General features: G+C 43.1%; 16 protein-coding genes. 1 reads left to right on the top strand and 15 read right to left on the bottom strand.

Annotated elements, in window-relative coordinates:
- Window positions 1-99 precede the first annotated feature (99 nt).
- From H5164_RS12060 to H5164_RS11990, 15 genes are all read right to left on the bottom strand, one after another.
- Window positions 100-2,229, bottom strand: a complete 2,130-nt coding sequence (locus tag H5164_RS12060; RefSeq protein WP_182756334.1) for a molybdopterin-dependent oxidoreductase — start codon at window positions 2,227-2,229, stop codon at window positions 100-102.
- A 45-nt stretch (window positions 2,230-2,274) separates the two neighbouring features.
- On the bottom strand, window positions 2,275-2,895 hold the full coding sequence (locus tag H5164_RS12055) for a cytochrome P460 family protein (protein ID WP_124014833.1): 621 nt from the start codon (window positions 2,893-2,895) through the stop codon (window positions 2,275-2,277).
- 82 nt (window positions 2,896-2,977) lie between these two features.
- The gene (locus tag H5164_RS12050; protein WP_182756332.1) at window positions 2,978-3,976 is read right to left on the bottom strand and encodes an NADP-dependent oxidoreductase; all 999 of its coding nucleotides are present in this window, start codon (window positions 3,974-3,976) and stop codon (window positions 2,978-2,980) included.
- A gap of 66 nt (window positions 3,977-4,042) precedes the next feature.
- Window positions 4,043-5,107: a patatin-like phospholipase family protein gene (locus H5164_RS12045; RefSeq protein ID WP_182756330.1), complete on the bottom strand. Its 1,065-nt coding sequence runs from the start codon at window positions 5,105-5,107 to the stop codon at window positions 4,043-4,045.
- Between the two features lie 178 nt (window positions 5,108-5,285).
- The gene (locus tag H5164_RS12040; RefSeq protein WP_182756328.1) at window positions 5,286-6,950 is read right to left on the bottom strand and encodes an AMP-binding protein; all 1,665 of its coding nucleotides are present in this window, start codon (window positions 6,948-6,950) and stop codon (window positions 5,286-5,288) included.
- A gap of 216 nt (window positions 6,951-7,166) precedes the next feature.
- On the bottom strand, window positions 7,167-8,348 hold the full coding sequence (locus H5164_RS12035; protein ID WP_182722902.1) for an acetyl-CoA C-acyltransferase: 1,182 nt from the start codon (window positions 8,346-8,348) through the stop codon (window positions 7,167-7,169).
- 30 nt (window positions 8,349-8,378) lie between these two features.
- Window positions 8,379-9,311 (bottom strand): SDR family NAD(P)-dependent oxidoreductase, encoded by a 933-nt coding sequence (locus tag H5164_RS12030; protein ID WP_182756326.1) that lies wholly within the window; start codon window positions 9,309-9,311, stop codon window positions 8,379-8,381.
- An 84-nt stretch (window positions 9,312-9,395) separates the two neighbouring features.
- Complete coding sequence (locus H5164_RS12025) at window positions 9,396-9,857, bottom strand: MaoC family dehydratase (RefSeq protein ID WP_182756324.1); 462 nt, start codon at window positions 9,855-9,857, stop codon at window positions 9,396-9,398.
- A 300-nt stretch (window positions 9,858-10,157) separates the two neighbouring features.
- The gene (locus H5164_RS12020; RefSeq protein ID WP_182756322.1) at window positions 10,158-11,963 is read right to left on the bottom strand and encodes an acyl-CoA dehydrogenase; all 1,806 of its coding nucleotides are present in this window, start codon (window positions 11,961-11,963) and stop codon (window positions 10,158-10,160) included.
- A gap of 121 nt (window positions 11,964-12,084) precedes the next feature.
- A complete protein-coding gene (locus H5164_RS12015) occupies window positions 12,085-12,846 on the bottom strand; it encodes an SDR family NAD(P)-dependent oxidoreductase (RefSeq protein WP_182756320.1) in 762 nt (253 codons plus the stop codon).
- A gap of 62 nt (window positions 12,847-12,908) precedes the next feature.
- The gene (locus H5164_RS12010; protein ID WP_182741914.1) at window positions 12,909-13,949 is read right to left on the bottom strand and encodes a phosphotransferase family protein; all 1,041 of its coding nucleotides are present in this window, start codon (window positions 13,947-13,949) and stop codon (window positions 12,909-12,911) included.
- 95 nt (window positions 13,950-14,044) lie between these two features.
- Window positions 14,045-15,256: an acyl-CoA dehydrogenase family protein gene (locus H5164_RS12005; RefSeq protein ID WP_124014823.1), complete on the bottom strand. Its 1,212-nt coding sequence runs from the start codon at window positions 15,254-15,256 to the stop codon at window positions 14,045-14,047.
- 74 nt (window positions 15,257-15,330) lie between these two features.
- Complete coding sequence (locus H5164_RS12000) at window positions 15,331-16,455, bottom strand: NADH:flavin oxidoreductase (protein WP_182756318.1); 1,125 nt, start codon at window positions 16,453-16,455, stop codon at window positions 15,331-15,333.
- Between the two features lie 100 nt (window positions 16,456-16,555).
- Window positions 16,556-17,326, bottom strand: a complete 771-nt coding sequence (locus H5164_RS11995; protein WP_182741911.1) for an SDR family oxidoreductase — start codon at window positions 17,324-17,326, stop codon at window positions 16,556-16,558.
- A 190-nt stretch (window positions 17,327-17,516) separates the two neighbouring features.
- Entirely contained in the window at window positions 17,517-18,251 is a 735-nt protein-coding gene (locus tag H5164_RS11990; protein ID WP_124014820.1) for a histidine phosphatase family protein, read from the bottom strand.
- 288 nt (window positions 18,252-18,539) lie between these two features.
- Here H5164_RS11990 and H5164_RS11985 point away from each other — a divergent pair, with 288 nt between their 5' ends.
- The gene (locus H5164_RS11985) at window positions 18,540-19,451 is read left to right on the top strand and encodes a LysR family transcriptional regulator (protein ID WP_182756316.1); all 912 of its coding nucleotides are present in this window, start codon (window positions 18,540-18,542) and stop codon (window positions 19,449-19,451) included.
- The last annotated feature ends 109 nt before the right edge of the window (window positions 19,452-19,560 follow it).

The raw sequence follows: 19,560 nt of genomic DNA, 5'->3' as shown, positions 1-19,560 counted from the left end.
GTTTGGCGCTAATAGCATTTACCAGCAGCAAAATATTAATTGATATCAGTTTTATCGATTGTAACAAAAGCCCGCTGGCTTGGTTAGGACACTTTGTAGTTAGCGCCCTTCTTTTAACACTAAAGTGATAGCAACTGGCGTACCATTAAATGCTGCATTCCCCGTGAGCTTATCAACTCGACTGGCATCTGTTAAATCATTAATGCTCACGCCTGGCTGAGTGGCGGCAACTGACATGTTTGTGCCCTGCTGATTATGTCCCCAACCTTGGGGTATGGTTACCACACCCGCTTGAATATCATCGGTGAGAACCACTTCAATATCAATTTGGCCCACTGCCGAACTGACCGTCACCAGCTGGCCTTGTTCAATACCCATCTGGTGCGCATCTTGTGAATTCATCTCTAAAGTACAAGGATTTTTACCTTTGATGAGCCGTGCTGAATTTTGGGTCCAGGTGTTATGGCTTTTAACCAGTCGACGCCCAATTAATTCAAATGGATAAGCCAGATCGCGCGAAACTGCTGTCATCACAGCTTGCAATCGGGGCAAATCATCACTAAATACTTGCGGAAACAGATCGATTTTGCCGTTAGCGGTTTTAATTCGTTCTGCTAAACACGGCATTAATGGGCCGATATCGATACCGTGAGGGTTATCGATTAACCTTTGTAAACTCATGCCTTGCTCGCCATAGGGGCCTTGTTTGAGTTCCATATCCAAAATGATTTCGGGAGTGATTTTTTGCATTGGATCATCTGCTGCAATATTAAGCATTCGCGCAGAAATTTCTTTGAGTATTTGCCAGTCGCTACGTTGATCGACTTGTTTTTCAAACAATGGCGCTGAGTATTTAACTGTGTTTCTAACCGAGAATGAGTTAAAGAAAATATCAAAGTGCGAATTCTCAACGCCCGTGGTGCCCGGCAGAATAATGTCGGCATATTTAGTGGTTTCATTGAGGTAAATATCGACCGAAACCATATAATCTAAACCTGCGAAGGCTTGGGCTAATTGATGACCACTGGGGGCCGACAATACCGGATTTCCAGCAACGGTTATCAAGCTTTTAATCTGCCCTTCTCCCGGTGTTTGTATTTCTTCAGCCAAAGAAGCAACCGGAAACTCACCATTAAAAAATGGTAACTTACGCACTCGGGTTTGATGCTGGCCAAACGAACTTTTATGACCGACTTGATGGTTACGCAGTAAATCAAAGGCAGGTTGTGGAAACATGGCACCACCGGCGCGATCAAAATTGCCTGTGATTATATTGAGTACATTGGTAAGCCATAAACATAAGCCACCAAATGTTTGCGTAGATGCTCCCATGCGGCTGTAACACACAGCGGAATCTGCCAACAACATATCATCGGCTAAGGTGCAAATGGTACTCGCATCAATGCCGACTACGCTTGCAACCACATCGGGTGAGTAGGTTTTGGCAAGTTTTGCAACATCATCAAGCCCCTCTACTAAGTGTTCTAAATGGCCTAAATTAACCTTGTTACGCTCAAACACACAATGGATCAAGGCGAGCAGTAAAAAGGCATCTTTCTCTGGGCGAATAAACAAATGTTGGTCGGCAATTTTAGCGGTACGGGTTCTACGAGGGTCAACCACGACAATTTTGCCGCCACGCTGTTGAATAGCCTTCATACGGCCAATAACATTGGGCGCAGTCATCATACTGCCATTGGATACCACAGGATTAGCCCCTATGATCAACATAAAGTCAGTTCTATCAATGTCGGGGACCGGGATTAACATACCAGCGCCAAACATAAAGTTAGCCGCGACATGATGCGGCAATTGGTCAGCAGAGGCTGAACTAAAACGATTTATTGTGCCAAGTGACTTCAAAAAAGGCTTGAGGAATAGCGCATTCCCCAGACTATGGGCATTGGGATTGCCGAGATAAACGGCTAACGAATTTTTCCCGTGTTGCTGTTGAATGCTTTTAAACTTAGCGACTATCTCGCTAAAAGCGTCATCCCAACTAATAGCTTGCCAACCAGAAGCGGTTCGTTTTATCGGCGTTTTTAAGCGATCTTTATCAGTATAGAAATCTTCTAGAGCAAGTGCTTTAGGGCAATTATAACCTTGGCTAAAGGGATCAAGTTGGTCACCTTTAATCGAGATGATTTGTTTATCTTGATGGACAATTTCCAAGCCACACATGGCTTCACAAATATTGCAATTTCTATAATGGGTATTCATTTCGCTCATATATATCGCCTGACTTGGATGGGTGAACACAAGGTTATTTAAAGATTAAAATAAATCTTCAAGCCATTTCTTGGCACTGCCAAGCACAACCATAGAGTTAAGTTTAAACAAGGCAAATGTATCGCCATCTTGCAGTTCTGGTTCACCGCAACGCGGGTCCGAACGCTGCAATGCACCTGTCATACTGTGATCTATCGGGATAGGCTCGCAACCATGACCTGATTCACAAACAAAATCCCACTTTTCAGCTGCAGGTAAATGGCAAGTAAAACAGTTACCTCCAAAACGGTTATTCACATCAGTGAATCCACGTTTAGTGATAGTTGAGCCTTGTTCATCGACTTCTAATTCAAAAAACTCCCAGTCACCGGTGGCAGGAAAAGTGCCCGCTTCACGTTTAACCATTACTTCAGTAGGCACTAACTGCACCACAGAACCTTCAGGATAAACGGCACCTTCAGGATTATTAGCAACAGCTAACGTACCTTGAGTATTACCAAGCAGGTTATCGACATAAAAATGGCGAACAGGTGTCATATCTCTGATGCAATTAAAGCTATTATCATCAATATTGCTGACTTGGTTTGCCGCGTTAATCGAAAACGCTGCAGCCGTTAACAGCACCGAACTAATGCTAATAACAATACGTTTATTACGCTTGTTCATAGTCAATCCCTTTGACAGCATGGTGGTAATGGCTCCCGCCACCATGCATGTTGAGTGAAGGTGAATTAATTGAAGGATGATTTTATAATTTAACGATGAGCTTGCCTTTGTTTTGACCAGTGAAAAACAAGTTTAAGCCAGTGATGGCCGACTCAAGTCCAATTAATACATGGGCGCGATGTTTAATCTGCCCTTTCATGACATAAGGGGTTAATTTTTCGAGTAATGCCGGTACATCACCAAAATGATCTGGCATAGTAAAGCCTTGGATAATGAGCCTTTTTTTAATTACCTGCACCCAGCTTGGGCCTAAATCAGGTACCGCTTTGGGATAATCAGCAATCATGCCACACACCACAATACGCCCATGTGGATTCATTTTGGCAAACACATGATGCTGGATAGGACCACCAGTGTTTTCAAAATACACATCAACACCATCAGGGGTTAATTCAGCCAGTTTGGCTGCTAAATCATCTGTCTTGTAATTAATCGCACCATCGAAACCTAGCTCGTTAATTATCCAATCCGCTTTTTCATCACTGCCGACTACGCCAATGACTCTTAAGCCATCAGCTTTAGCCAGTTGACCCACAATCGATCCTACAGAACCCGCAGCACCAGAGACTACGATGGTTTCACCTTTTTGTGGTTTTCCTACGTTGAACAGTCCTTGTGTCGCCGTTAATCCAGGCAAAGCAAATACCGATAAAATAGCTTCATCGGGTAATGGCGCCGTCACTTTATGCAAACCGGCACCATTACTTAGAAAATACTCTTGCCAACCCATCATCCCCATCACTCGGTCGCCAACCGTAAAGTCAGGATGATGACTTTCGACAACTTCACCTATGCCAGAGCTGCGCATAACCTCGCCCAAGGTGACTGGAGGAATATAACTTTCGGTATCTGGGCTCATCCAGCCAAACATGGCCGGATCAAGTGACATATGATGTTGCTTAACTAAAAACTGCCCTTGTGCCACTGCCGGCATTGGCTTTTCGACAATTTCAAATAATTCTGGGCCAATTGGGCCACCTTGAGGACGGGCGACTAAGTTAATGGCGGTATAGGTACTCATATTTGATTCCCTTTATATGTGAGTGAATTTCAATAATCGATCTCTAAAAATGATGGTTTAACCTTGTCAACTGATGAGTTGCTTGATGCTTTTTATACTGTTGATATTTTGTGTTTGATAAAAGTGTTTAAAGTGCTGGGCAAGTTTTTCACTTTCAACAAAAACCTGTCGCCAGTATTGGATCCGTTGAGCAGGTTTCATTTCAACAAAATCTTTGCGATCAGGGATTTTATGATAAGGCAACGAATCAATAAATTCTGCTGATGGACACAATAATACTGTGTTGTCGTAATGTTCTAGCCTGACTTTTCGAGATAAGTTTTTGTCAAACCAACCCGCTTTTAAGCTGGAACTGAAATGAGGATAAAGAGTTAGCCCCTCATTTTTAATTTTAAAATCAAAATGATAATCAATGATACCGCCATCACGATACATGCCAGGAGAACAATCTGCAATGTTGTTTATCCCTTGCATCACCAGCGGAATTGAGCCAGATGCCAACAATGCCGTTTTGATATTGTGTAGGCTTAATGGCACTGACGTGGTGGGGATATGGTCAGGATCAAAAATGGTTAAATCACTTTGATGATGCTGAAAAATGTACCGCTCATACTGGCTTTTGAGTAATGGCCGACTTAACGCGTTTCTCAGAAAGCTATTGAGTAACCCGGCACCTTGTTTTAGTTTGTTTTCAGATGCCACCAATCCATGACATTTAGCCACAATAAAATGGGCTTTAAAAACACTATTATTAATGATCTCACTTGCGCCCGTATCGCCAAATAACTCATCAAGTAACGTTATCGCTTTAGCAGTTATTTCGTCAGCTTGTGGCTTAGTGTCATTTGAATACACAGTTTCACTGTAATGTTTAGCTAATCGTTCTATTGCTGCAACGGGATCTTTTTGCGCAAAACATGCGGCGCGAAATGCTCCTGCACTTGAGCCAATGACATTTAACGGCTGTTGTCTGCCATTAAAAAATTCACCAAAGATATACTTGTCTAATCCCAGTAAAGTAAACCATTTCGGCCCACCACTTGCACCAAGAAAAGAGCTAAATAACGCTGGAGAAAATCCATCTTGATGGATTGTTGTTAAGGCCGTTTCACCGGCATAAATTTCTAACATAACATTCTTATGGTTAACCTGTCGGCAATCAATGCCGACAGTGATTTTAGTGACTAATACACAGTGACCAATTATTGATGCATATAACTTCGCACTAATGCTGGATTAAAAAGACTTAGCGCTTTATGAAGGCTATAAGCTTAACGCTATAGCCACGAGTGATCCGTTTCGACCAAGCTTATGCCATATTACGAAGGTCTTTACGTAACACTTTACCGACGTTACTTTTCGGTAATTCATTCATAAATTCAATCACCTTAGGGCGCTTATAGTTGGTCAGCATTTTATTACAATGATCAAACACATCTTGCTCGGTAAGGTTAGGATCTTTACGCACTATGTACACTTTAACTCGCTCGCCGGTAATATCACATGAGGTCCCTACCGCAGCGGCTTCAAGTATGCCTTCATGCATCACGAGCACTTCTTCAATCTCATTTGGAAACACATTGAAGCCAGACACATTGATCATGTCTTTTTTACGATCAACAATTTTAAAGAAACCATTTTCATCCATGGTGGCAATATCACCGGTGGCTAACCAGCCATCAATGAGCACTTCATCCGTTGCTTTTTGGCGATTGTAGTAACCTTTCATCACTTGAGGGCCTTTAACCCACATTTCCCCTGGCTCACCTAATGCCACTTCTTCACCATCTGCCCCAACCAGGCGAATATCAGTTGATGAAGCAGGCAAACCAATCGATCCATTGTAACTTTTTTGATTATAAGGGCTCATAGTCACTAAAGGCGCACATTCAGTTAAGCCGTAGCCTTCTAAAAGACGACTTTTAGTGACTTTTTCCCAATGTTCAGCCACAGGACGTTGCACTGACATGCCGCCGCCAAAGCCCATTTTTAAAGCGCTGAAATCAAGCTTGTCAAAGCCAGGAGTATGTAACAATCCGTTAAATAGCGTGTTGACGCCAGTAATAATGGTAAAGCGATATTTAGCCAACTCTTTAACAAATCCCGCCATGTCACGTGGATTGGTAATTAATAGATTGATGCCACCAAATGGCAAAAAAGCTAAGCAATTAGAGGTCAGCGCATAAATATGATAAAGCGGTAATGCGGTGACAATGATCTCTTTACCCACTTCAAAGATATTTTTAGTCACAGCATTGGACTGTTCAAGATTAGCAACCATGTTGCGATGAGTCAGCATTGCCCCTTTTGATGGACCTGTAGTACCACCTGTATATTGTAAAAAGGCCAAATCTGAACCGACAACGGGAACGGCGACAAAATTCAGTTTGCTGCCTTTGGACATCGCATCATTAAATTTAACCGCATTGGGCAACTCAAACGCAGGGATCAGCTTTTTAACATGCTTAATGGCGCCGTTAACTAATGCACCTTTTATAAGCCCTAATCGGTCACCGACACCTGTGGTGATCACATGCTTAATATCAGTTTTATCGATCACGGCTTGCAATACATGAGCAAAATTTTCGAGGATAAGGATCCCTTTGGCACCAGAGTCTTTTAATTGATGTTCTAATTCGCGGGCGGTATACAATGGATTAACGTTTACAATGGTCAGTCCGGCAATCAGCGCACCAAATAGCGCGATAGGATATTGCAGTGTATTGGGGATCATGATGGCAAATTTGTCGCCTTTAACTAACCGCAAATCTTGCTGTAAGTAGGCAGCAAAATCAGTCGCTTGCTGAGCCAGTTGCTGATAAGTAATACTGACATCCATATTAATAAATGCAGTATTATCGGCGTATAACTTGGTATATTTTAAAAATAAATCTGCCAAAGAATTATATTTATCAGGATCGATTTCAAACTCAACCCCAGGCGGATAACTCTTTTCAAGCCAAATTTTTTCCATAATATTGTCCCCAAAATGTAATGTTATTAGCAGCTGCAAAGTCCATCTCAAATATGCAACAGAACCTAATACCCGAGCCGCTATCTATGTTTATTATTATTTTGCATCATGTCATCAGCGTCATTAAACTGAGCACTAACCTTAAATCTACACACCAATCTTAAATTTAAACTTAACGAACCATTAACAATGGCTGTTGATCTTTTAAGCGTCATTTTATAACACTTCAAATAATCCAGCCGCGCCTTGACCACCGCCAATACACATACTGACAACCACATATTTAATGCCGCGGCGTTTACCTTCAATTAAAGCGTGCATCACCATACGTGTGCCGCTCATACCATAAGGGTGACCGATTGAGATTGCGCCGCCGTCGACATTTAAACGATCGGCGGGAATGCCGAGATATTCAGCACAATAAATTACCTGAACCGCAAACGCTTCATTGATTTCCCATAAACCTATGTCGTCAATGCTAAGGCCATTTCGCTCAAGCAGTTTCGGAATTGCATAGATAGGTCCTATGCCCATTTCATCTGGCTCACATCCACTCACCACCATGCCTCGATACGCGCCTAATGGTGTTAAACCTCGTTGCTCGGCGAGTTCACGTTCCATTACCACAACCGCTGCTGCACCGTCTGATAGTTGTGATGCATTGCCACCGGTAATCGATCCATTTTCTTTAACCGCTTTTAAGCCAGCTAGAGCTTCTAAATTTGTCGATGGGCGATTGCCTTCATCTTGAGTTAAGGTCACTTGTTGTTTACTGATTTCACCGCTGACTTTATCCATTATCAGCATAGTGCAACTGACCGGGACTATTTCAGCATCAAATCGGCCTTGTGACTGTGCGATTGCGGTGCGTTGCTGAGAGGATAATGCATAGGCATCTTGTGCCTCGCGTGAAATATTATATCGCTTAGCCACCACTTCAGCCGTATCGAGCATCGGCATATAAATCGCTGGTCGATAGGCTTTTACGCTAGGATCTACCGCGCGATGCATGTTCAGCTTATCGTTTTGAACCAAGCTGATAGAGTCACAACCTCCGGCAACCACAACTTGGGCACCATCACAAACAATATGATTGGCGGCTATAGCAATAGACATGAGTCCTGATGAACATTGGCGATCAACCGTCATGCCCGGCACCGACACAGGTAATTGCGCCGCCATGGCCACTTGACGACCAAAATTCATGCCTTGGTTACCTTGGGTTAAGGCGGCGCCAAAAATACAGTCTTCAATTTCATTTGGATCGATTCCGGCTCTTTCTACCGCGGCATTAACCGCAATAGCGGCTAACGTGGGGGCAGATAAATCGTTAAAGGCGCCGCGATAGGCTTTACCAATTGGTGTTCTGGCGGCTGAAACAATGACGGCTTCTCTCATGACAAATCCTTTTTTTAATAATGTGTGCTGCTAATCAATTCGCCCTAGAGCCTGAGATTTCATAAACGCCATGGCTTTCATCACAAACTTCTCACCTTGTTGCGAACCCGACACTAAGGCTTTTTGATTGTGTTGATCGGTGAGTTGATCCCAATGTTCACGCACAGTTTCTGGGCTTTGTTTCGCGCTAGGAATAAAGCAGCCATCGGTTTCAAAGATACTCGCGCTTGAATAACCGCCTGCGCCAGCACATAAAATAAATCGATTGGGCGCGTCATCGTCACACAAAGTCAGCATGCCTGCGGTGACCGCTTCTGGTGCAAAGGCTTTAACGATTTCTTCAGGCATTAAATCTTCGGTCATACGTGTGCCAGCCGTAGGTGCTAGCGCATTAATATGGATATTATTTTTCGCACCTTCCAGCACTAAGGTATTCATTAGGCCAATCAGCGCCATTTTAGCCGCGCCATAATTGGCTTGACCAAAGTTACCGTACATACCACTCGATGACGTCGTCATCACAATTCGACCATAATTTTGCTGCTTCATGATGTCCCATACAGCTTTAGTGCAGTTAACCGAGCCCATCACATGCACGTCCATGACCAGTTTAAAGTCATCTAAGGTCATCTTTGAAAACGACTTATCACGTAAAATACCGGCGTTATTGATTAAAATATCGACACGCCCCCATTTATCCATGGTTTGTTGCACCATGTCTTGTACTTGATCAAAATGGGCAACGTTAGCGCCATGGCTAATCGCTTCACCGCCCATTGCTTCAATCAACTGCACCACCTCTTGTGACGCTGCAGAAGATGCACCGCTGCCATCACGTGCGCCGCCTAAATCATTAACAACGACTTTGGCGCCACGTCTGGCTAATTCCAACGCGTGTGAACGGCCTAATCCGTTACCTGCCCCAGTAACAATAGCCACTTTCCCTGCAAAACTGATAGTCATGTTATTACCTTAACTGTTTATTTTTATTTGTTATTATCTTTTCTGTGCCAGCATGATGAATTAACCATCATCACTTAACCAATATTAGTTAACCATTTGTACTGATATCCACTCAGCAACTAATGCCGGTGTATCAACGCTTTCAATTTCAATGGTCACTTCGGTCGATAAGCGAAATTGCCCCGGCTTTTTTTCTTCAATAGAAAGGATTTTCGCATGTGCCCTAATGCGGCTATTGACGCTAACGGGTTGCAAAAATCTGACTTTATCGAAACCGGCATTGAGCCCCATATAGAAGCCATCAATAAGCAGGCTAAATTCTTCAGCAAAATGAGACAACATAGATAACGATAAAAAACCGTGGGCAATGGTGAAACCAAAAGGAGTGGCTTTCGCTTTTTCTTCATCGACGTGAATAAATTGATGGTCGAGAGTGCAATCGGCAAATTGATTAATTTGATCTTGGGTGATTTGAAACCAGTTTGTAGCGGCTGCTTGGTAGCCAATATAGTTGGCAATATCATTGCGATTAATTTTTGTCGGCATTATTCCCTTTCCTCTGATACTTTCGCGGTACTATCCATGAATGAAATTTAAGCGATATCTCATGCTAGTTGCGCTAGGTAAATTAAACAAATGAATAGTTTTGATACTAAGTTATTCACAATATGAATAGCTTGGCGTTTGGAAGGCAGCTAACAGAAACAAATATCTTGAGAGCTTTAACAACAAAAAACATTACTGCACTGGGCGGTAATGTTTTCATTAGATTGGGTTTTATAACGCTCACCTAAAGCTAGACAAAACCAATCAGCCTAACAGCACGTTTAGTCGGTTTAATTCACATTAGAACCAATCAGGCTGCATATCAAAGCTGGTGCTGTCAGTGGTAACGAGTAAGTTTGACCAGACGTTAATTTCAGGTAATTCAAAGCGATAAAAATACTGACACGCCAGTAATTTACCTTGATAAAAATCCATATCAGCTTGATGCGGTTGTTCAGCTATCGCTTTAGTGGCGACAATACTTTGCTTGAGCCACAACCAGGCAATAATCACATGACCAAACAACTCTAAATATTTAACCGAATTGGCCAAAGCGAGATCAATATTCTTAGTCGACATTGCCGCTAACACGACCTCAGTTGTGGTACTTAAGGTCGCAACTGCTTGGGTTAATTGGCTAGAAAACTCATGTAAACTCGGATAGTGTTTTGCCTCATCAATGGTGATGACCATTTCAGCTAAGGTCGCTTTATAGCCTTGTAAATTATTCATCGGTACTTTGCGGGTGAGCAAATCTAATGATTGAATCCCAGTAGTACCTTCATGGATCGGGTTTAAGCGATTATCACGATAGAACATTTCAACCGGATGCTCGTTAATATAACCGTGACCGCCCATCACTTGAATCGCCAGTGAATTGGCTTTGGGGCCATATTCTGACGGCCACGTTTTAATAATGGGGGTTAAGAAATCCAACAGTATATGGGCATGTTGGCGTTGCTCGACTGTGACGGCAGTACGTTCATCATCACTTAATTGAGTACCATATAGCACTAACGCCATTGCCCCTTCCGCATAGGCTTTTTGGGCTAACAACATGCGTTTTACATCAGCATGCTCAATGATATTCACCATAGGTGATTGTGGATCTTTACACGAGGGTAATCGACCTTGGGGGCGATTTTTGGCGTAATCGACTGAATATTGATATCCCGCTACCGCCAAAACTGCGCCACTAGTGCCGACCATAATGCGGGCTTCGTTCATCATGTGAAACATATACTTCAAACCGCAATGTTCTTCACCGACTAAATAGCCAATGGAGCCCTGTTTTTCACCGAAACTCAATGCCGTTGACGTTTGCGCACGACCACCCATTTTATGAAACAATCCAGCCAGAGCGACGTCATTGTCTGCGCCAATGCTGCCATCATCATTAAGTAAAAACTTAGGTACCACAAATAACGAAATGCCTTTAACACCTTTAGGTGCACCTTGAATTCGAGCCAATACTAAATGAACGATGTTGTCGCTTAAATCGTGATCGCCACCGGAAATATAGATTTTATTGCCCGTAATCCGATATGTACCATCATCGGCTTTTACCGCTTTGGTAATTAAATCACCTAAAGCAGATCCGCTACCGGGCTCTGTCATGGCCATAGTGCCCATAAATCGGCCTTCACGCATAGGTTTAACCCAGGTTTCAATCAACTCAGCATTGCCATGGGCTTGCAGTAAATTGGCATTTGCCGTGGTCAACATGTTGTACCCCATGCCAACACCACCGGCAACACTGAGATACGCCCCTGCTGCACTGGCAATGATTGGCGGCAGTTGCATGCCACCTAACTCATAATCTGCTGTTGCAGCGCCAATGCCCGACTCGTTTACTGCGTCGATAGCGGTTTTAAGTTCTGGGATAATGTGTACTTTTTTGCCGTCAAAGGTTGGCTGATGGGTATCGAGCTTTTGACGAATAGGAAGAAAATATTTTTCTGCAATTATTTTGGCAGTATTGACCACCTCATTAAACGTTTGGCGATCATGATCTTGATAGCGATCTCTGCTGGTTAATGCTTCACTATCAAACAGTTCATACAGCATAAATTCTAGGTCACGTTGATTCATTAACGTCGCAGGCATAATATTCTCTTCTTATTGTGTTTTCTTCTATAACGTGGAAATGACGTAGCGAACGACTCAGCAAGTGTTTACGCTAACGGCACGAGCTGGCGTGTCAATAACACTGACTGCAAAGCGCAACTTAATAGGCTGATACGCCACCGTCGACCGCAATACATTGGCCTGTCATATAGGTATTGGCAGGAGATAACATCATCAGCATCACCGCGACAATTTCTTTAGGCTCACCTAAGCGATTCATTGGCGCGCCAACGGCCATTTTTTTTTGCTTTTCTGCATCAGCAAAATTGGTCACCATAGGTGTCAGGGTAAAAAATGGGCATATTGCATTGATGCGAATATTATTACGGCCGTACTCAACCGCGCCGGTTTTGGTTAAGCCAATCACCGCATGTTTAGCCATAGAATAAGCACTGCCTCTGGCGGCGCCGACTAACCCAGCCATAGAACTCACGTTGAGGATCGCGCCCTCACCTTGTTTGAGCATTTGCTGTATTTGATAACGCATACCAAACTGCACGCCTTTAACATTGATCGCAAATTGACTGTCCATAATCGCTTCATCAATTTGATGAAGCGGCATAAATTCATGGGCGACACCGGCATTGTTTACCCCTATATCCACTCGACCAAAATGCTCAATCGCAGTATCAACCATAGCTTTACACGAGGCATCTTTTGACACATCACATTTCATCGCGATAACCTCAGTGCCGCGAGAGGCAATATCATCCGCCACCTTACGAACACCAGCTTCATTAATGTCACTAATCAATAACTTAGCACCACGTCTGGCTAATTCTTGTGCCAGTAACTGACCAAAGCCTTGAGCCGCGCCAGTGATAACAGCAACCTTACCGGTAAAGTCTAATAATGGATCCATGCGAGTTACTCCTGTAATTGATGGTCTTTTTGATGTTGTTTTATCATACGGCTGATCTGATGTTATTTTTTTGCTTCGCAAGCAATGACGTCTAAGGCCATTTTGGCCAGAGGCTCAACAAATGATCCCACTTTATTAGCGTGTTCATTGGAGGCATTACCTTCTGTTGCTCGTTTAGCGACACCTTGTGCAATCGCTGCTAAGCGGAAGAAACTGAATGCCAAATAAAAGCCCCAATGCTCAATCTGCTCAATACCCATGCGTTGGCAATATCGAGCGACATATTCTTCTTCAGACGGAATCCCTAAGCTGGCGCGGTCGATATCTTTTAAACCATCAATGCTGCCCATGCCTGCTGGCATCCGCAGTTGCATACATTGGTATGCTAAATCAGCAAAGGGATGGCCTAAGGTCGATAATTCCCAATCCAGTAAAGCAATAACCTCTGGTGAATCTTTGGCAAACATCATGTTGTCTAAGCGAAAGTCACCATGTACTAAGCAAACACGACCATCATCACTGGGTAGATTATCTTCAAGCCAGTTAATTAAGGCATCCATGGCAGCAATTTTGTGTAATTCTGTGGCGCGATATTGTGATGTCCAGCGACCGAGTTGACGTTCAAAGTAATTGCCCGCTTTACCATAATCAGCTAAACCGACGGCATCAACATCGACACTGTGCAGCGCGACCAAGACTTTATTCATCGCGTCATACATAGCTGAGCGTCGATCATTACTGTCTATTTCGGCTAATGATGCACTCCAATACACAGTGCCATCGCAAAACTCCATCAGATAAAACATTGAACCAATGACGCTGCAGTCTTCACACAGGTGAAATACTTTTGCCACTGGTACATCACTGTCTTTTAGTGCATCTAATACCCGATATTCACGATCGACTGCATGGGCTGATTTTAATAATTTACCCGGCGGTTGACGACGCAACACATACACACCTGTTGGCGAGGTCACTTTGTAAGTGGGATTGGATTGACCACCTGAAAATTTTTCTAAGGTGATCGGCCCTGTAAAGTCGGCGACATGCTGCTCTAAATAAGCGCTAAGTTGTTCATTATCAATGGGGAATACTTGTGACATTTAGCAATACTCTCGTTATTTGATGGATTTAGCTTGGTTGAGAAAAGTACGATTACGGGGTGAAACGCTTGTTGCGTTTCACCCTAAGCATTTATTTACCCAACTATCTTTTTTACTAAATCACGCCCCAACTGCATCATATGCACTTGATCTGGGCCATCAGCTAAACGCAACGTTCTCTGGCCAGCCCAGGCATGCGCTAAGAAAGTATCCTGACTGACACCCACAGCGCCATGGCATTGAATCGCGCGGTCGATCACATCAAGAGACATACTTGGGGCAACAATTTTAATCATAGCGATCAATTCTTTAGCCGCTTTATTGCCTTCTGTGTCCATTTTCTGGGCTGCTTTTAAGGTCATCAAACGTGCTTGTTCAATTTGGCAGGCTGATTTGGCTATATCTTCGCGAACCGACTGCTGTTTGATCATAGGTTGACCAAATACAATACGCTCGCCAACGCGTTTACACATTAAATCGAGCGCGCGCTGAGCAATACCGATTGAACGCATGCAGTGATGAATACGCCCAGGGCCAAGACGTCCTTGGGCAATTTCAAAACCTTTGCCTTCGCCAGCAATAATGTTATCCAGCGGCACACGCACATTAGTAAACGTTACCTCAGCATGGCCTTCAGGTGAATCATCATAGCCGAACACTTTCATCGGTCTTACCATGGTGACACCAGGGGTATTCATCGGTACAAGCACTTGAGATTGCTGAATATAACGGTTGCTATTTTCAGCATCTGTTTTACCCATAACAATCATGATTTCACACTGTTTGCGACATGCGCCGCTAATGTAAAATTTGCGGCCATTAATCACGTATTCATTGCCATCACGCACTATGCTCAGTTCAATATTAGTGGCATCGCTTGAAGCGACTTCAGGTTCTGTCATTGCAAAAGCAGAGCGTATTTTTCCGTCCAGTAAAGGCTCTAACCATTGTTTCTTTTGTGCTTCATTACCGTATTTGGCCAGTACTTCCATGTTGCCGGTGTCGGGTGCCGCGCAGTTAAACACTTCTGGCGCCCACATAACCTTGCCCATAATTTCAGCCAACGGGGCATATTCTAAATTAGTTAATCCAGCACTGTATTTACCGTAGGCAACCGGTAGAAACAAATTCCATAAACCTTCAGCTTTGGCTTTGGCTTTAAGTTGTTCCATTAACGGCGGCGTTGACCATGGTTCGAGCTCAACTTGCTTATGCATTTCTTCTTCGACAGGAAATACATGTAAATCCATAAAGTCGTTGACTCGCTTGATTAATCCTTGAACTTTTTCGCTGTATTCAAAATTCATTACTGTATCCTTTTACCCGGAAATAACGGCGTTAATCGCTGTGGTAATGAGCCTCGACCCACTGACTTAAGCGATTAACTCAACGACATTAATGACTTCTTATTAAACGGTTTAATTTCATCAATGGCGTTGTGCTGGATTTTTTTAACCCACTGAGGATCAACTAATAACGCCCGCCCAATGGCAACTAAATCAAATTCATCATTGTTTAAGCGCACTAATAACTCATCAATACCAGTTGGATTTGAAGTACCCGACAAATCAGCATTGCCCTCACCGATAAAATCAGCATCTAGGCCGACATTACCCACAGTGATCACCGGTTTGTTAGTCAATTTTTTAGTCCAACCAGCAAGCCCAAGATCTGAACCCGCAAATTCTGCAACCCAAAAACGACGAGTACTGGCATGGAAAATATCAACGCCAGCATCACTTAATAAACCTAAAAATGTATCAAGTTCTTCAGGTGTTTGGCATAACTTGGCGTTGTAATCTTGTTGTTTCCACTGCGAAAAACGGAAGATAATGGTAAAGTCATTACCCACAGCGGCGCGGATGGCATTCACGATTTCAACACCAAAACGGGTGCGATTTTCTAATGAACCACCATATTTGTCGGTGCGTTGATTGGTCCCTTCCCAGAAAAACTGATCGACTAAGTAGCCATGAGCGCCATGTACCTCTATGGCATCAAAACCGATGTTTTTAGCATCGAGCGCGGCTTGAGCAAATGACGCAACCACGGCGTCGATATCGTCTTGGGTCATGGCAACGCCGTTAGCAGCACCAGGCTTATACAAACCTGAAGGGCTATAGGCTGGTGCCTCTTTGTGTGGACCTATACCTGACTTTCTTACCGAACCCACATGCCAAAGTTGGGGCGCAATTTTGCCGCCAACAGCATGCACTTCATCAACAACATGCTTCCAACCTGCTAAGGCTTGGTCACCATAAATAGCTGGCACATTCTCGTATCCATTCGCCCCTTCATGGGAGATAAATGTCCCTTCAGTGATAATCAGGCCTACATCGCCTTCGGCGCGTCTACGGTAATAGGCTGCTACTTCATCATTAGGGATATAATTAGGCGAAAATGCTCGAGTCATTGGCGCCATCACGGTCTTATTTTTAAGTGACAATGATGCTGTGACAAAGGGTTCAAATAATCTATTTACACTGGTGTCTTTGTCGCTATTCATATTTGCTTCCTAGCGTTAATTGATGCTTTATTTTTATGTTGTTTGTCTTATTTTGCTGGCTTCAGCGTTTGGTATTGGAGTCAGCTTGAGTGTTAAGCCGTTAACCAATCAAATAACCACCGTCAACATTAATCGCTGTACCTGTGGTGTAGCTTGATGCATTTGAGACTAAATATAATACAGTGCCGGCCATTTCATCAGGTTGTGCCACGCGCTTCATCGGTACGTGATGCATCATTTGTTTAAGAATGGCTGGGTTATCAACTAAAGCAGAAGCGAATTTAGTGTCGGTACCACCGGGTAATAATGCATTTACGCGAATATTAAATTGGGCGCACTCTTTAGCAAAAGCTTGTGTCATTGAAATCACTGCCGCTTTGGTAATAGAGTAGATACCTTGGTAATCGCCCGGGATCACGCCATTAACTGACGCAACATTGACAATAGCGCCACCGCCACTGTGTTTCATTAATTGCGCGCCCTTAGTCGACATAAAGAAATACCCCCGAATATTCACATCAACCGTCTTTTGAAAGGCAATTAAATCGGTATCGATAATGTGACCAAAATAAGGATTTGCGGCAGCATTATTGACTAAAATATCCAGCTTGCCATGTTGCTGTTTGATTGCAGCAAAGATTGAGTCAATTTGATCTAACTCGCCAATATGACAAGCAATGGCTTGTGCACTGCCGCCTGCGGCAACAATTTCATCTACCACGGTTTGGCAGGCTTCCAGTTTTCGGCTTGATACAATCACATGAGCACCATACTGGGCTAATACTTTAGCAACACTTTCGCCAATACCACGACTGGCTCCGGTGACTAAAGCAACTTTCCCTGTTAAATCAAATAAATCGCCCTTGTTCATGTTATTTCCTTATTATTTGGGGTTAATCGTTTTCGAGTTAATAGCTTCGAATCAATTGTATTCGGGTTAAATTGTTATATTGGTTTTGCTCGCTGAACTCAGCGAGTAAACACCGGTTGTTGATAGCGTCAGTCAATATTTACGTTACTCCATTTGAAGCTTTTTTTTAAACGAGTAACGGCACTTAAGTTTACTTATAGGTGATCCACTCATCACCAGCCTGCTCTAGATGGCTATAGTTATTAAAATAATCGACGCTCAGCATATTTTCCGAAAACAGCAATTTGGTTACGCTGGTATTTCTGGTTTGTTGATTAATTGCTAATGTTTGCTGATCGTTTAATTTTAATATGTGCTGGATGATCACTGAAATGGTACCGCCTGAGGTGAACACTAAAATGTCTTTAGACGGTTTAGGTTCATGGTTCACCGCACGTAACTGGCGTTTATGACTCAATTGCTGTTGAATAATATCTTGCAATGCACGAATACAGCGCGCCTGAAACTGAGGCCAACTCTCTTTATACTCATGATGGTTATCGCCTGAAATCCAGCGTTTAAGTGCTTGATAAAATTCTTGCTGCAGTGCCTTATTGGGCTCATCCAGTTGGTTTAGCGCGTCATTCATTTTGGCAAAGTTATTCCACTGGGGATTGTATTGCTGCAAAATCTCGACATGATCAAACTCATTAAAACCCGAGTGGATAACCATAGGCGTGGTCTCACCTTGGTATCCATTGACAAAGTGAGTTAACGTTTGGCCGTGACGCAGCAAGTCGCCGCAATAAAACTGACTCGGGGCTCCTCTTGAACGCCAATACTCGCCCAACAATCTCGCCTGCTGGCTACCTTTGTTTGATAATTGATCGTAATCAGTGCTGCCAAATGAGGCTTGCCCGTGTCGAATCAAATAAATTGCTGCCATGTCGTGTCTCTGACTGAGTAAAAGAATGATGACTCAATAGGTAAACAATGAATCGTTGCTAACTTGAATGTAATAGCAGCCGTTTAATCTGCTATATCACATCGTATATTTGATTGTCATAACGGTCATTTTGCATGCGTTTTACGCTATATCGAATCTACTTGACTATGCTAATGCCAACATCTAAATTGAACAAATGAATAGTTCTAATATCCTACTATTTATAATTTAAATAGTATGCCCATCTTAGGTGGTGTTAATGCACAGTAAGGGATCACTGGAGTAAATATGAAAATTGATTTGAATTTGTTTGTGGTCTTTGATGCAATCTATTGCGAAGGTAATATTACTAAAGCGGCATCGGTATTGAATTTATCCCAGCCGGCTGTGAGTCACTCGCTGGGTAAATTGCGCACTCATTTTGATGATGCTTTATTTATCAGGCAAGGTAATGAAATGCGCCCGACTCCGGTGGCAAAGAATGTAATAGATGATGTGCGCGAAGCCTTGCACCAATTACAAGTATGTTTAGTGCAATCTAGACAGTTTGAGCCATTAACCTCACGCAAAAGCTTTTCATTATCCTTACACGGTTCTTTAGAACCTTACTATTTGCCAATATTGCAACAAAACTTATCGTTAGAGTCGCCAGCAATCAATTTAAGCAGCAATAAACGAGTAAGACGCACAGAACTTGAAAACAAACTGGCCAGTGGCGACATCGATTTGGCCATTGATACCTTAATCCCTGTCAGCAACAATATTATGCATACGCAATTAGAGTTAGATCAACTGGTTGTTATTGCACGTAAAAATCACCCTGCTATTACAGACGCACTCGATTTAGAGACTTATTTGCGCCTAGAGCATGTATTGGTGTCATCTCGCTCAACCGGGCCTAGTTTGGAAGATTTTGAACTGTCACGTATCGGTTTACATCGTAAAATATCCCTACGGTGTCAGCATGCTTTATCGGCGTGTAGAGTGATCTTAAATAACGACATGTTACTGACATTACCGAAAACGGCCGCAGCCATGTACGGTCAAATGCTTGATATCGCCATTTACCCCATGCCAGTTGAATTACCCGATATTGGGGTGCATTTATACTGGCATATTAATGTCGACAAAGAGCCAGCGAATAAATGGCTCAGAAACAAAATGATTATTGCGGCAACAAATACAAGAATCACACCTTAATCGAAATCCATAATGGGTAAAAAAACAGCTGCAACTATAAGCCGACTGACATATCCTGCTCAACATAGTAAACCGATAATATTATCCACTATGTCGAGCAGCTTAATCG

The sequence above is a fragment of the Shewanella sp. SG41-3 genome (genome assembly GCF_014164545.1).
Classification (GTDB): Bacteria; Pseudomonadota; Gammaproteobacteria; order Enterobacterales; family Shewanellaceae; genus Shewanella; species Shewanella vesiculosa.
The sequence above is the reverse complement of the archived record's forward strand: the minus strand, read 5'-3'. Positions and strand labels throughout refer to the sequence as shown.

Bases quoted from the DNA above. Each gene is read 5' to 3' on its own strand.
- H5164_RS12035 (WP_182722902.1), bottom strand. From the start codon at position 8,348: ATGAGAGAAGCCGTCATTGTTTCAGCCGCCAGAACACCAATTGGTAAA.
- H5164_RS12045 (WP_182756330.1), bottom strand. From the start codon at position 5,107: ATGTTAGAAATTTATGCCGGTGAAACGGCCTTAACAACAATCCATCAA.
- H5164_RS11990 (WP_124014820.1), bottom strand. From the start codon at position 18,251: ATGGCAGCAATTTATTTGATTCGACACGGGCAAGCCTCATTTGGCAGC.
- H5164_RS12015 (WP_182756320.1), bottom strand. From the start codon at position 12,846: ATGGATCCATTATTAGACTTTACCGGTAAGGTTGCTGTTATCACTGGC.
- H5164_RS12060 (WP_182756334.1), bottom strand. From the start codon at position 2,229: ATGAGCGAAATGAATACCCATTATAGAAATTGCAATATTTGTGAAGCC.
- H5164_RS12030 (WP_182756326.1), bottom strand. From the start codon at position 9,311: ATGACTATCAGTTTTGCAGGGAAAGTGGCTATTGTTACTGGGGCAGGT.
- H5164_RS12000 (WP_182756318.1), bottom strand. From the start codon at position 16,455: ATGAATAGCGACAAAGACACCAGTGTAAATAGATTATTTGAACCCTTT.
- H5164_RS12055 (WP_124014833.1), bottom strand. From the start codon at position 2,895: ATGAACAAGCGTAATAAACGTATTGTTATTAGCATTAGTTCGGTGCTG.
- H5164_RS12040 (WP_182756328.1), bottom strand. From the start codon at position 6,950: ATGGAAAAAATTTGGCTTGAAAAGAGTTATCCGCCTGGGGTTGAGTTT.
- H5164_RS11995 (WP_182741911.1), bottom strand. From the start codon at position 17,326: ATGAACAAGGGCGATTTATTTGATTTAACAGGGAAAGTTGCTTTAGTC.
- H5164_RS12025 (WP_182756324.1), bottom strand. From the start codon at position 9,857: ATGCCGACAAAAATTAATCGCAATGATATTGCCAACTATATTGGCTAC.
- H5164_RS12020 (WP_182756322.1), bottom strand. From the start codon at position 11,963: ATGCCTGCGACGTTAATGAATCAACGTGACCTAGAATTTATGCTGTAT.
- H5164_RS12050 (WP_182756332.1), bottom strand. From the start codon at position 3,976: ATGAGTACCTATACCGCCATTAACTTAGTCGCCCGTCCTCAAGGTGGC.
- H5164_RS12010 (WP_182741914.1), bottom strand. From the start codon at position 13,949: ATGTCACAAGTATTCCCCATTGATAATGAACAACTTAGCGCTTATTTA.
- H5164_RS12005 (WP_124014823.1), bottom strand. From the start codon at position 15,256: ATGAATTTTGAATACAGCGAAAAAGTTCAAGGATTAATCAAGCGAGTC.
- H5164_RS11985 (WP_182756316.1), top strand. From the start codon at position 18,540: ATGAAAATTGATTTGAATTTGTTTGTGGTCTTTGATGCAATCTATTGC.